The organism is Methanomicrobium antiquum, assembly GCF_029633915.1.
Taxonomy (GTDB): domain Archaea; phylum Halobacteriota; class Methanomicrobia; order Methanomicrobiales; family Methanomicrobiaceae; genus Methanomicrobium; species Methanomicrobium antiquum.
On sequence record NZ_CP091092.1, the window covers coordinates 1906624 to 1920453 of the forward strand.

A 13830-nucleotide genomic window follows, 5' to 3' on the forward strand; every position below is an offset into this window, starting at 1 on the left:
TTTTAACTTTTTTTAACTTTTAAAATATCACAAATGAAACTTATCTTTCTGAAATTCCGGCTATTACATGAAAGTTATCTTGAAAAATTCAATGAAACAACAATTTCAGACAAAACCAGACAAAAGTTTGATAAAAAAACGTTCATAAAATTCTATTGGAATTTTATTTCATGCAACTTTTCATTTAAACTACGAAGTAGCTTTCATATGAATCAAATTTTATTTTCATGGCAAAAAACGTCCATGATAATTTTTTTCATGCTAACTGTTTCATGTAAGTTACGAAGTAACTTTCATGTAAAACCCGCATGATGAGCTTTTTTCATCACACAAAAAAGTGATGAAAGTCTATCAGGAATTTTGACTTTCATTGCAAATATCTTTTCAGATTACTCACCCCTCTAAATTCATGATGAGAAAGATAATACTATTAAAAATACAAACCTAAATGCAGGAGTAATAATATGACTATAAAATTAGGATTCGTAGTCGCTGAATTTAACCGCGATCTGACATATATGATGGAAATTGAAGGAGAAGAGCACGCTAAATTCCTCGGTGCCGAGGTCAGTGAGAGAATCTATGTCCCGGGCGCATATGACATGCCGCTTGCAATTAAAAAACTTCTTAAAAACGACAATATTGACGCAGTGGTAACAATCGGCTGTGTAATTGAAGGTGCAACCCATCATGATGAAATTGTCGTATCACACGCGGCAAGAAAAATAATCGATCTGTCACTTGAATTTAACAAGCCGGTAACACTTGGAATATCAGGGCCTGGTATGACACGCCTTGAAGCAACAGACAGAATTGACTATGCAAAACGTGCTGTTGAATCTGCTGTAAAACTTGTCCAGAGGCTTTAAAACCTTAATCTGGCAAAAAACTATAAAAGCGGTCGAAGAATTTGTTCCTTAAAAGCTTAATTTAAGCGTGGCTAAATATGAAAAAGCTCTCTGAAAAGATTTCAAGTATAGCTCCGTCTGCGACAATTGAGATTGCAGACAAAGCCAGGAAGATGAAAGCACAGGGTCTGGATGTAATTTCTCTCTCTATCGGAGAACCTGATTTTGACACACCGGCCCATATAACAAAAGCCTGTATAGAAGCGCTTGAATGCGGAAAAACACATTACGAAGCAAGCCAGGGGCTTTTGGAACTTAGAGAAGCAGTATCTGACAAACTTAAATCAGAGAACAACATCCCTGCCAAAGCGACTGATATTATAATTGCATGCGGTGCTAAAAACAGCATATCAGAAGCTATGGAAGCATGCTTAAATCCCGGCGATGAAGTAATAATACTTGATCCTTCATGGGTAAGTTACGAGCCTGCGGTTCAGATGGCGGGGGGAATTTCTGTTCATCACTCTCTTAACCGTGACAATTTTCAGGCAGATGACACAATTCTTGAAAAAATTTCAAAAAACACCAAGATGATTGTGTTTAACTCACCCTCAAATCCGACAGGTTCTGTTTTAAACAGCGATTCTCTTACTCTTTTGAAAGATGTCTGCGAGGATAACGATATTATTGCCCTCTCAGATGAGATTTATGAGAAGCTCATTTATGAAAAAAAGCACGTCTCAATAGCATCAATAGGGGATATGCATGAGAGGACAATTACAATAAACGGCTTTTCAAAGGCATACGCAATGACCGGCTGGAGGCTTGGATATTCACATGCGCCTGAAGAGATTACAAAAGCGATGACAAAAGTCCAGCAACACACAATAAGCCATCCTGCCTCTTTTGCAATGTGGGGCGGAGTTGCGGCTTTAAGGGGCAGTCAGAATTGTGTTTTGGAGATGCGTGAGGAATTTGACAGGCGCAGAAAATTCCTCATTGGTGCATTAAACAAAATCGGTTATAAAACAGCGCCTGCTGACGGTGCCTTCTACGCATTTTTAAGAGTTGACGGGGATGATATGAAAATCTGCAGTGACTGGCTTGAAAACGCACATGTCGCAACAACCCCCGGAACTGCATTTAATGCACCGGGATGGGTAAGAATATCATATGCCGCCGGAATGGATACATTAAAAGAGGCAGTACGCCGCATTGAAAATTCAGGATAAAGGGGCATTTCATGGACAATCCGGAAGAGAAACCAGTATCATTTCTTTCCGGACTATCTCATGCAGGAATTATTCTTTTTAATCTGACTATTCCATTCATAATAGGAGGAATCTGGTTTTTCTGTGTTTTTTTGATAACACCGTTTGAGATTTTTGAAAAATTAATGGGACTTATGGTCATAAACCTTATCCCGCCAGCAGGAAAGGAGAGTGTTATCCCGCTTGGAATTGCATTTGGTATCCCATGGTGGCTTATTGCCGCATCCACAACAGTAATGGACATCTGTGGTGCACTTTTTATGACGCTGAACTTTGATCTGGCACTTAAAATCCCGATTCTGGGACGCTGGATAAATGCAGTTATGAAAACAGGAGAGGAGTTTTTCTCATCACACACGTGGCTTGAAAAAGTCTCACAGGCAGGTCTTGTACTTTTCGTTGTTGTTCCCTTCCAGGGTTCAGGCGGAATCGGCGGAACAATTGTAGGCAGAATGCTTGGAATTTCAAAATTAAAGGTATTTTTGTCGATAGCTCTTGGTGCATTTATAGGCTCTTTTTTAATCGCACTTGGAGTTGAATATATTATTGATCTTTTTAATTTTGACCCTGTTATTGCGGCAGTGGCACTTTCTGCAATAATGATAATTATTGCCACCGGATATTTTATAAAAGGAAAATTCGATAAAAAATTAAGAAGCGGATTTAAAAAGAAGACTAAACTTTCCAAAAAGTGGTAGAGCACTTAATTTTTGAGTTTTTTTCTGTTATCCTTTTTGACTCTTCGCCATATTTCTGATCACCCTAATTTGGAATTGATTTGTCGCGATGTACACAATATCCCCGGGAACCGGAGGGGCTTAGCCCCCCTCCGGGGACCTATCGTAAGCGGGGTGGGTTTAAGGGAGGGGCCTGTCCCCTCCCTTGCTAATAATCGATTAGCTTTGATTGTCTTCCAGTCAAGGCCAGTAACCTAAGAAACTGATGAAATCTTCCATATCAATAATCTTAAAAGCCCACAAATGAGAACATATGTGTGAATGCAGAAATGCATTCCCTCCATTTGTAATGTTTATTGGACATATCATCACATTTGGAGGTTATTCTCTAAGTTGTTTCTCTTTTTGGATAGTCCTAACTTTCAGAAAAATGGAGAAGAACCTCCTTCTTTTCAAGGTCTTATATTATCTTTTTTAGTATTTGCAGTATCAATTCTTTTTTAGTTTTTTACAATTTTTTTTATTTTTTATTTCTTTCTTTTTCAATTTTTTTTATTTTTTATTTCTTTCTTTTTCAATTTTTTTTATTTTTTATTTCTTTTTCAATTTTTTTTATTTTTTTTTCTTTTCAATTTTTTTATTTTTTTTTATTTCTTTTCAATTTTATATCCCCTTTTTTTCAGGTTTTGTAATAATTTAGTGCTGTTTTTATCTACATTTAGGTACCACATTTATTAAATGAATACAGCGCCTGGCAATATTACACAAAATATGACACGGGCAGGAAGAATTTGTTTTAACTTCCTTTTTCCTTTTGCACTCCTCGGCGCTTTTATTTTTATACTTTTTATATCCCTTCCATACGAGATTTTTCTTGCGCTTCTCGGCCTGATGGGAATCTATTTTGTTCCGCCTGCAGGAAAAGAAAGCGTTATACCTCTCGGAATTTCGCTTGGGATTCCGTGGTGGCTTATTGGAACAGCAATTGCGATGATGGATATAGTATCAACGCTTTTTATGATTCTGAACTTTGATCTTGCACTAAAAATTCCTATTCTTGGAGACCGCTGGATGCGTTCATTTATGGAGCACGGAGAAGAGTTCTTCGCAAAACACAGATGGATTGAAAAATTCTCATCTCTTGGACTGGCAATATTTGTAATGATTCCTATGCAGGGAACAGGAGGTATCTCAACACCAATTGTTGGACGAATGATAGGAATACCCGGCAAAAACGTTCTTCTTGCAGTAATCACAGGTTCTCTTGCCGGATGTTACCTGATTGCGCTTGGATCAGAATTTATAAAAGATCTCTTCATAGCAGATATAAAACTGGGTGCAGGAGCGGTAATAATTATAGCTTTATTATTTGCCGGCGGAGTTTTCCTCTGGAACAAAAATAAAAGAAAACTAAGAGAAAGAACTCCATAAATAACTCACTAAATTAAACATTAAATTTAATTTTAACTGCAAAATAACTGGAAAATAAATTAAACTTTAAAAAAATTTAACTTAAAAATTTAAATTCAAAAAAAAATCTTCTTCAATTGGGGAATTTTCTGATGTTGAATTTGAATATATAATTGTTGAATTTGAATATATAATATTACATGAAAATTACATTTGTAACTTACATGAAACAGTTAGCATGAAACCTTGCATGAAATATAATTTCATGGACGCTTTTTATGCAAAAAAATATTTGAAAAAGCCTTCATGATTCCAAAGGGGAAAAAAAAGATATAATCCTCACCTTTGATATAACACTCAGGAGTTTTGGACCGCCACCAGGCTTTTTTAAGATTTATAGTTGAAATCAAAGACTGAATACTAAATGAATCCGGGTAAATGAATCAGGGCTTTAAAACACATAATTAAAGACAATATTAAAACATATTCTATCAAATAGTTAAACTCTGTTCAAAATAATACATAATTAAAAAATGGAGCTTTAAAAATGGAGGATAAAAAGAAGGTTCTTTTCATATGCAACCACAATGCAGGCCGCTCGCAGATGGCAGAGGCTATCTTAAATCACCGCTATGGCGACAGATACAAAGCTTTTAGTGCAGGAATTAATCCGTCAGAGAGCATCAATTCAAATACGGTTGAGGTTTTAAAAGAGGTTGGAATAGATGTTTCTGATAAAAAACCAAAGGGTATACTGCCTTTTTTGGATGACGTTTTTGATGTTGTTGCTATGACATGTGAGTGTGGAAATACATGCCCGATGTTTCCCCGGCACAATACCCTAATCAAAGTAAACTTCAAAGATCCTTATCACTTTTCAGGTTCAAAAGAGGAGATTTTAAAGGGTTTCAGAGGTGTCAGAGAGGATATTTCAGATTGGATTGATGAATATTTCAAAAACAATTCGTGAAACAAAAAGACTTGTAAAACCGATTCAATATCAAAGAGAGGATTTTAAAAAATGAAGGAAGTAAAGGTAAAAATTTTGAAAAACGCCTATAACCCCGGTGCAATGCCAATATGCCCCGATACCGGACGTCATCCAAAATTAGTTGCATCAGAAATGAACAAACTGCTAAAAGAAGATAACATTGAAGTATCATATGAGGAAAAAGAGGCAGAAATCCCAAAAAATCTTTTATTTTTAATTACAGTAAATGATAAAACATTAGAAGAGCTTGTGCCACTACCAGACCCTTCAAAATACTGCGGGATGTCATGCGATTCATGCGGAGGCATTTCATCTTCCGGTGGAAGTCAGGGATGTGTCAGAGGATATAATGAAGTGCCGGAGTCTGTGTTAAGGCTTGCAATCAAAAAAGCGGCTTTTCTTTGATTAAAAACGATAATATAAGATATGTTTCAAAAAAAAAAGATCTTTGCGGGAGTTTATCCATCCACATAATATATATAATTGATTAAAAGATATTTGTGCATGATTTCCTTAAAGGAACTTTTGTTCTCTCCAAAGCAGTTCTTTGAAGAACTGAATAACAAACCGGAAAATCTTAAATTTCCGGCAATTATAATTTTTGTCTTAGCAGTTATCTCAGCAATAAGTGCGGCAATTGTAACATCTGCAACATCAGCCCTGTTTCCGGAGGAGATGGCTTTTCTTGCAGTAGTAATTACCGTTTTTACAATAGTATTCACTATTGTTTTTACATTTATATTATGGGTAGTGGCTGCAGGAATATTCCATATCATTTCATCGTTTCTCAAAGCAAAGGGCACATTTAACCGTTCACTTGAGATAACCTCCTACGGAATGATTCCACAGATTTTCGGAACACTTCTTTCTTCTGTTCTCGTCTACATGCATTTTTCATCGCTAAATCTCTATCCTGTCTCTTCCCAGGCAGAGATTGAGGCTCTTACAACCGCAATCTCAACAGGCCCTCTGATGACCGCCGGAGGTATCATTTCACTGATATTTGTTCTATGGAGTGCAAACATCTGGATAATTGGTTTCATGAAATGCAGGGAAATGGATGTAAAAAGTGCATTGATTGCTGTAGGTATACCTGTTGGCATATACATTTTAGTATCCTTTGTAGCAATGTTTTTGCTATAAAGTGCTCATAATAAATCACTAAAAAAATTAAAATCAATATCCTGATTTTTTTTGGCAGATACTCATGAATATTATGATGCATTATCTGTTTTCAGATTAATCAGGAGTGGAAAAAAAGTATAAATTAAGTCTTATCTAAAAAAAAGTCTTATCGCAACAGAAAAAATTCAAAAAAAAAACTTTGAAAAAAAAATTAAATTTTAAAAAAATTACGGATGTTAAAAAATGATAAATAAACCAATTCAATTGATTTCATTGCTTGCATTGCTCATATTTCTGGCAGTTCCCGCATCGGCCGCTGATACTTCAGTCTCATCTGCCGCTCAAATATCTGTCATCTCATATGAATCAAATCCTTCAGTTTTAATGAAAGGTGATATAGCAACTGTAAAAGTGATTGTAAAAAACACAGGAACTGAAAATGTGGATATAAAACGTGCAACAATTCTTACAAAGGATTTGAATATTCTAAACGAACAGTCGTATGCAACCGTCGGTGCAATAGGACCTGATGTTTCAAAGGAATTTGTATTCACCTTAAAAGCAAAAAGTGACGGAATATTCTACCCCAGATTTTATCTTGATTTCTCTAATGGAGGCAGTCTTGGCTATCCGCTTATGACCAAGGTTGAATCAAGCCCGATTGAACTTTCTGTTCTTGAAAAACCCGATGTTTTCCAAAAAGATGTCAAATCAAATGTAAAACTTGTTGTTGGAAATCCAAGGGAAAATACTGTAAATGGAGTAATAATAAAACCGGTTAGTGATTCAGCCTCCTTTACACAGACAAGCATCTTTGTTGGAAAACTTGACCCTAACGAAAACAGGGAAATTGAAATTGAAACAATTCCATCAAAGGACGGGGAGATAAAATTCATTGCAGAATACAGAAACGGCATAAACATCCATGAGACCGAAAAAACTATTCCTTTAATTCTGGGAGAAGACAAAAAATCAGCAGACCCGGTCGTCAACAACATTGAGATTCAGACAACCGGTAAAGGTTACAGGGTTTCAGGTGATGTTACAAATGCCGGTCTTAAAAATGCAAAATCTGTAGTTGTAACAACAAAAAGCCCTGCTGTTCCTATCGAGCCAAACCGGCTTTATGTCATAGGTGAACTTGAACCTGACGATTTCTCTGGTTTTGACGTTGATTTTATTGTAGAAGAACAGGATTTTGCCCCTCTCCTCATCCAGTACAAAGATGAAGACGGAAATGACTACACAAAAACAATCGACATAAAATTAAAGGATAGTTCATTGTCATTGAAGGGCCAGGACAAATCTGAAAATAGCGATGAAGGACTCCCTCTTGTTGCAATTATATTGATAATCGCAATAATTGTAGTGATCTGCGGTGCAATATACTATTCCTGGAAGAAATAACTCCAAATATTGAGAAATTTATGAATTCATTTTTTGGAGGTGACACAGGTTTGACAAAAAAAATGCCGGTTATAAGTCTTAAAGATGTAAGCAAGACCTATTCCCTTCCTTTTGGTGATGTAAAAGCACTAAAAAATGTGTATCTGGATATAATGCAGGGGGATTTTGTCGCCATTATGGGCCCTTCAGGTTCAGGAAAGTCCACCATGTTAAATCTTGTCGGATCTCTTGATGTTCCGACATCCGGAAGCCTCTTTATTGACGGAACTGACATTAAAAAACTTACAGATCAGGAGCTTACAAGTTTAAGACGGGACACAATAGGGTTCATATTCCAGCAGTTTAATTTAATCCCGCTTCTGACAGTCAAAGAAAATGTCGAATATCCGTATATCATGAAATACAGGCACGCCGATAACGAGGGAAGATGTGAGGAGCTTTTATTCCGTGTCGGACTAACCGACCAGATGCTTCACCACAAACCAACCGAACTTTCCGGCGGACAACAACAAAGAGTCGCAATCGCAAGAGCACTTGTGAACAATCCTAAAATTCTCCTTTGCGATGAGCCTACAGGAAACCTTGACTCAAAAACCGGTGCACAGGTAATGGAACTCTTAAGTGAACTAAACGAGCAGGGAAAAACAGTTATCATGGTCACACATGACCAGAATATCGCTGAATATGCAAAACGCCAGATTGTCTTGAAGGACGGTGAGATTGTATGAACAATGGCATATTCTTTGATTTTGCAAAGCGGAATATAAGACTCCACTGGCTTAGATCACTTCTTGCGGTAATTGGCATTGTAATTGGTGTAGCCGCAATCGCATCTATGGGAATGCTTGGAAACAGTCTTGTTCTGGCAGTCTCGGACTCATTATCAGATGTTGGTGATTCAATCGTAATTTATCCATATGGAACAGAAGATGACAAAATAACTGAAAGGCAGGTAAAAGATATAATAAGTGCTTCAGGCGGAAACAGAGTAATTCCTCTTTACAATAAATACGATGAGATTACTGTTGGCGGAGATGATGGATACGCATCAGTTTACGGGCTTGAAACAGATGACATGCCTTTTGTTTTGGAGCTTGGAAGCGGGCAGTGGCTTAAAACGTCTTCAGGTGCAATGGCAGGCGCAAGACTTGCAGAAGATTACGAATTAAAACCCGGAAGCAGGATAAAGCTTGGAAGTGAAAATTTAAGGATTGTCGGAATCCTTGAGGAAAGGGGTATGGGCTTTGATATTAATCCTGACAATGCTCTTTTTGTAACTGAAAAGTTCTTCTCGTCTGTTTATGATCAAAATGATTATGATCAGGTTATTGTGAAAGTTTCCGATTTAAACACAATAGACTCAGTAAAAGAGGATATTGAGAAGAAGCTCAACAGGCGCGATGATGTAATTACAGCGTTTGACACAAAGGCAATTTTAGAAACAATTCTTACGACATTTGGACAGATAACAATGTTTACTACAGCAATCGGAGGAATCTCACTTCTTGTTGCCGGAGTCTCAATCTTCAATGTCCAGATGATGTCTGTAACTGAGAGAATCAAAGAGATTGGTATTATAAGGAGTATTGGTACACAAAAATCCGAGGTTTTAAAAATGTTTATCTACGAAGCCTTTATTTTAGGATTTTTGGGTGCGGCATTAGGCGCAGTATTCAGTTTCCTTGGCGGATATGTCGCAATATTTGTTATGCTTCAGGACACATCGTATCTCTTTGAGCCTTCAACTCTGATTTATATTCCGTTTGGAATGGCGTTTGGAATAGGAACAAGCCTTCTGTCAGGGCTATATCCGGCGTGGAAGGCCGCAAACCTAAATCCGATTGAAGCGCTAAGGCATGAGTAAATATATAATTAGATCTAAAAGAAAACACAAAAGCATCAAAAAGCATCAGTAAGTGCAAAAAATACCTGAATAACCCACAATTCTTTTTTTATTCGCAGTCTAAAATTTCAGATAACCACGATAAATCCTCTTCAAAAGAATATGTATAATAGCAATTATTATGCACAAAAAAAAGTCCGGCAGGATTCAGACTCAATACTCCTCCGGAATCTGTATTTAATTTTTTTCTCCTGATTACCGGATATATCTCAAAATCGCAGGTTTTTAATGATTCCCCAATAAAAATGCTTTTTTCCGAACTGATTTTTAAATCCTTTAGCTTTTGGTAATCTCTTTTTAATGTTTTTTGCCCACAGAATTTAAAATCTCTCAGCTTCATCTGAAATCCTCAAATTTTTTTTTAAGAAACTTTCACGAACCTGATTTTTCATGCAACGTTATTATGAAAATCAGATTTTATTTTACAGGGTAAATCTTACTCCACAGGTGTTTGGAAAGTGGCGGGATTTATAGGTTTTTCTCCGGCAGGTCTCTTCTTTTTAGGTTTTTTGCTGAAAGCTTTTTTGTAAAGTCTGTATGAGGGGATAAATATCCTAAAAATGTGGTTTATCTGAAATACACTCTCACATTTGCCTCTTAGATAAAGACCTTCAAAATCCGGATATATCTCCATTACGATTTTTTTCTGTGAGTAAAGGATTCCCCTTAGCGCCATTAGAAAACCATACATTACTCCGGTGTCTGCCGGATCATTAAGTCCGAATTTTATTTTTGCATAAAAGCTTTCAAACGAAATCAGATTAAATATCTGCTGTAATTCCGGTTTAAAAGAAACAATCATATCCAAAGATATATCAGGCTTTTTATCTTCCCCTCCATTTTCCTTTGATTTTTTATCAGTTTCATCAATAATTAAGGAAGATGCCGGTCTTTCAATTATTTTTATGCCTTCAATCCATAGTTTTAGCATCATGTCCTGTGATATTTGTGCTTTTATCCTTGCAAGACCCCAGCTGATTTTGAGCATCGCTTTTTTCTCATCGCCAATACTTCCGTTCAGATAAATTTTCAGGGGTATTATTGTTAAATGAAGAATTAAAACCAAAAATAAGGCACACAACACATAAAAAATTATTATAAGGATAATATCCCGCCAAAATTTTTTAGTTTTTTTTAACTATTTCTGTTTTTTATTTTTTTGTTTTTTACCATTTCCGAATAATTTTTTATTCCTTTTTGGTTTCTGTCTTCTTATCTTTTAAATCTTTATTTTTCTCTTTTTCGTCATCTTTCTTATCTAATTCAAGTTTTAGAGCTTCAACCACTTTTGGCAGAAGATCGCTTCCAACCGCTGATATGGCCTCGCTTATCGCGCCCGGCTTTCTTAATGGAACTACTTTTACAGCACCTTCGCCATGAAGTGTCTTGTCAATTAATACAACTGCAACAGGAGATATTCCCGCACCAGCACCGGTTCCGCCACCGTTATCTTCTCCTTCTCCATAACCTGCCCCATATCCGAATGCAAAGGAGGCAACAGGAATTATTACATGATCGCCTAAATCCACTGCATCACCTAATATTGAGTCAGCGTTTAAGAGCCTGTCAAGCTCTTCTAAGGTTTTTACAAACATATCATTTTTTTCCATTCTTAAATCTCCCCAATTAGTCCTGTATAATTTCCAGGTATTTTATAGAGTGATGCTTTCTGTATAAAAATATATAGGATGAAAATTTTCTGCAAAAATAAGCCTGCCGAAAAAAATGGTTTCCCATGAAAATCAAATTATGATTTTTTCATTAAAAAGTCCATGAAAAATTTGTTTCATGAACGTTTTTTTAAAGTTCACGAATTGAGATTAAACGCAACTCTTCTCCATGAAGGCCAATTGTTGTCCATATGGCTTTTTTATCAACATTCTTTGAAAGAGTTTTATCAAGATAGCTGTATTCAAATTCGCCTGAGAAAGAATCAGAATATGCTTTTGCAAATTCCAGTACTTCGGGGAATTCATCATACATCGGATTATTAAATGTCTCTTTTCCAATCTCGTTTATGTCAGTATCGTATAATACAACACCGTCTTTTTGTGCAATCATTACCTGATATTCTGTATTATTCATAAAATCCGAGGCAGGTTCATTAAAAAGAGTATATGGATCAAATGTAAGGCTTACAAAACCTGTGTACTTTTTATCATTTGAAAATACAGGATAGTTGACTGACGCCGCATAGCCTCCTTCAGACAGTGCAAAAAGGCCTGTCATCTGCGGCACCATCTCCTCATTCATTGAGGAAACAACCGGTGTTTCTGATAAGTCCCATCCCGTAATATTGTGCGTTAAAGGAGACATTGCTGTGCATATTCCCTGACTGTCAAATATTCCGATTGTTACAATACCAGGCATTATTTTTTGGGCTTTGTCAAGTTCAGCCTGAATGTAGTCTCCAAAAAGACCTTTTTCAGCAGATATCCGGGCAGTTTTTTCTGTGATTTCTGAAAGATTTACAAGTTTCTCCTGAAATTCACCCTGATTTAAAAGAAGCGATTTTGCCATGTATCCGTCACCTAAATTCAAAGAATTCTGACAGGGTCTTAGGTCTTCTTTTCCCGGCAGTGCAAAATGCAGAAAAACAACTGCCAAAAGGATGGTTACGACTGAAAAAAACGCTATTTCTTTTACATATTTCATATAATCGTATTTTAAAATCTCATCAGATATAATTTTACATTAAGGCTGGTTGTATCTTAAATAAAGCAGTGCTTTAATTCAGGTTTATGAAAATATTTTTCAGGACTTCATTTTCAGGATTTTATTTTCAGGACTTTTTTTGAAAGATTACAACGCGGTTAGTGTTAGTTCCACGTTTTTTATTTGATATTCCCCAGATGTTGGAAGTTTTTGTAAAATTCTGTTCATTTATCAAAACAGCGGCACATTCAAACCCTGCAGATTTTCCAAGCGGAATAACATGCTCATCTAAAAAGACGCTTTTGTTTCTGACCTCCCCCACCTCAAATGCAACCCATCCGAACGGCTTTGTAATCCTAAAAAGCTCATAAAAGACCTTTTCCATTGCACTGCACCATCCGAAAGTAGTCCCTTCCATAGTTATATTTTTGCCAATCTCTTTTGCATCAAGTGAATTGAACCAGCAACGTAGCCAGTTGTCAGATGCATACTGAACTATGTTTAAAAACGGAGGTGATGTCACTGTAAGCGATACCGAGTCAGAAGGAATCGACTTGGTTTTTGCAGCGTCCTCTGTTAGATATATCGCTTTTTCTCCTGCACTTTTAAGAGTATTTATCTTAGCCGCAGTTATATCTTTTAAAAGTTGTCTGCTTTTTTTAAGAATTAATGCGGTCGTATCACGATATTCAGGGGACTGCCCTTTCTTTTCATTTATTTTAATCTGGCTCTCCTTTGATACCGCCTGGTTTGGAGGGAGAGTGTAGACCGAAAAAAATCCGGGGGAGTGGCCTGTAAGCCTGTTTGTTGCAGTCATTCGAATCCACTGGTCTGTATTGTCCTCTTTACCATTTGCTCTTTTTTTCTCAAGATAATTTTTAAGAGATACAATTTCAGACTCTGTTTTGGGATGGTAAAACATTGATAATGAAAAACTGGAGAGTTCTTCTCTTTCCTTTTCTATTATTTCAAGCCGGTTTTTTATCTCATCATATAAAGGTGGATTTAGGCGTGGTTTACAGAGGATTTTGCTCAACGGATTTATATCGTTTGAGATTATATTTCGTTTTAAAAGCGCCGCTTCAATTACAGTAGTGCCTCTTCCTGTAAAGGGATCATACACAATATCTCCTTCATCTGTAAGCATTTCGATAAAAAAACGTGGAAGCTGTGGCTTGAAGCATGCACGATAAGAAATTTCATGAATTGATGAGGCCTGACGCTGTTTTGCAGTCCAGAAACTATTTGTATAAGTCTTTACTCCTGAAATCTCTGAAACCAAAGTTTGCCCGGAGTATGATTCAATATCAGAATTTTTGCCGAAGAAATCGTTTAAGCAAACTTCATCTCTCGATCTGTAATTTTTTAGGTAATCCTGAAGAGTCGGGATATTGAAGATTTCAGGCATATTCTTACCATTTATTTTTGCAGGATGAGTTGTTATCTCTTCTGAATCAAAGATCTCAAAATTAAGCCATGCCGGAATATTACCATTCTTTCATTGTTTACATAATAAATATATGAATGCAGAATATACGGCCTT

15 protein-coding genes are annotated in these 13830 nt (G+C 36.4%); 10 read left to right on the top strand and 5 right to left on the bottom strand.

The window, feature by feature from the left end; all coding sequences use genetic code 11:
- Positions 1–464: 464 nt before the first annotated feature.
- The 10 genes from ribH to L1994_RS09410 all read left to right on the top strand — a co-directional run bounded on the left by ribH (position 465) and on the right by L1994_RS09410 (position 9593).
- The gene (gene ribH, locus L1994_RS09365) at positions 465–869 is read left to right on the top strand and encodes a 6,7-dimethyl-8-ribityllumazine synthase (protein ID WP_278099177.1); all 405 of its coding nucleotides are present in this window, start codon (positions 465–467) and stop codon (positions 867–869) included.
- Between the two features lie 77 nt (positions 870–946).
- Positions 947–2080, top strand: coding sequence for a pyridoxal phosphate-dependent aminotransferase (locus L1994_RS09370; protein WP_278099178.1), 1134 nt, complete (start codon positions 947–949; stop codon positions 2078–2080).
- Positions 2081–2091: 11 nt separating this feature from the next.
- Positions 2092–2817: a small multi-drug export protein gene (locus L1994_RS09375; RefSeq protein ID WP_278099179.1), complete on the top strand. Its 726-nt coding sequence runs from the start codon at positions 2092–2094 to the stop codon at positions 2815–2817.
- 717 nt (positions 2818–3534) lie between these two features.
- Entirely contained in the window at positions 3535–4227 is a 693-nt protein-coding gene (locus L1994_RS09380; protein WP_278099180.1) for a small multi-drug export protein, read from the top strand.
- Between the two features lie 526 nt (positions 4228–4753).
- Positions 4754–5176 carry an arsenate reductase ArsC gene (locus L1994_RS09385; RefSeq protein ID WP_278099181.1) on the top strand — a complete coding sequence of 141 codons (423 nt, stop codon included), beginning with the start codon at positions 4754–4756 and terminating at the stop codon, positions 5174–5176.
- A 51-nt stretch (positions 5177–5227) separates the two neighbouring features.
- Positions 5228–5602 (top strand): hypothetical protein, encoded by a 375-nt coding sequence (locus L1994_RS09390; RefSeq protein WP_278099182.1) that lies wholly within the window; start codon positions 5228–5230, stop codon positions 5600–5602.
- Positions 5603–5701: 99 nt separating this feature from the next.
- Positions 5702–6340, top strand: a complete 639-nt coding sequence (locus tag L1994_RS09395; protein ID WP_278099183.1) for a Yip1 family protein — start codon at positions 5702–5704, stop codon at positions 6338–6340.
- A gap of 225 nt (positions 6341–6565) precedes the next feature.
- Positions 6566–7729, top strand: coding sequence for a COG1361 family protein (locus tag L1994_RS09400; RefSeq protein WP_278099184.1), 1164 nt, complete (start codon positions 6566–6568; stop codon positions 7727–7729).
- A 62-nt stretch (positions 7730–7791) separates the two neighbouring features.
- A complete protein-coding gene (locus tag L1994_RS09405; protein WP_422656660.1) occupies positions 7792–8457 on the top strand; it encodes an ABC transporter ATP-binding protein in 666 nt (221 codons plus the stop codon).
- Complete coding sequence (locus L1994_RS09410; protein ID WP_278099186.1) at positions 8454–9593, top strand: ABC transporter permease; 1140 nt, start codon at positions 8454–8456, stop codon at positions 9591–9593. Before L1994_RS09405 ends, L1994_RS09410 begins: the two co-directional genes overlap by 4 nt.
- An 88-nt stretch (positions 9594–9681) precedes the next feature.
- On the opposite strand, the gene L1994_RS09415 is transcribed toward L1994_RS09410, so the two are convergent.
- The 5 genes from L1994_RS09415 to L1994_RS09435 form a co-directional block, all read right to left on the bottom strand.
- On the bottom strand, positions 9682–9972 hold the full coding sequence (locus tag L1994_RS09415) for a hypothetical protein (protein ID WP_278099187.1): 291 nt from the start codon (positions 9970–9972) through the stop codon (positions 9682–9684).
- Between the two features lie 96 nt (positions 9973–10068).
- Entirely contained in the window at positions 10069–10698 is a 630-nt protein-coding gene (locus tag L1994_RS09420; RefSeq protein WP_278099188.1) for a DUF2953 domain-containing protein, read from the bottom strand.
- A gap of 121 nt (positions 10699–10819) precedes the next feature.
- Positions 10820–11242, bottom strand: coding sequence for a GerW family sporulation protein (locus L1994_RS09425; protein WP_278099189.1), 423 nt, complete (start codon positions 11240–11242; stop codon positions 10820–10822).
- A gap of 190 nt (positions 11243–11432) precedes the next feature.
- A complete protein-coding gene (locus L1994_RS09430; protein WP_278099190.1) occupies positions 11433–12287 on the bottom strand; it encodes a hypothetical protein in 855 nt (284 codons plus the stop codon).
- Between the two features lie 127 nt (positions 12288–12414).
- Complete coding sequence (locus L1994_RS09435; RefSeq protein WP_278099191.1) at positions 12415–13695, bottom strand: DNA methyltransferase; 1281 nt, start codon at positions 13693–13695, stop codon at positions 12415–12417.
- Between the last annotated feature and the right edge of the window lie 135 nt (positions 13696–13830).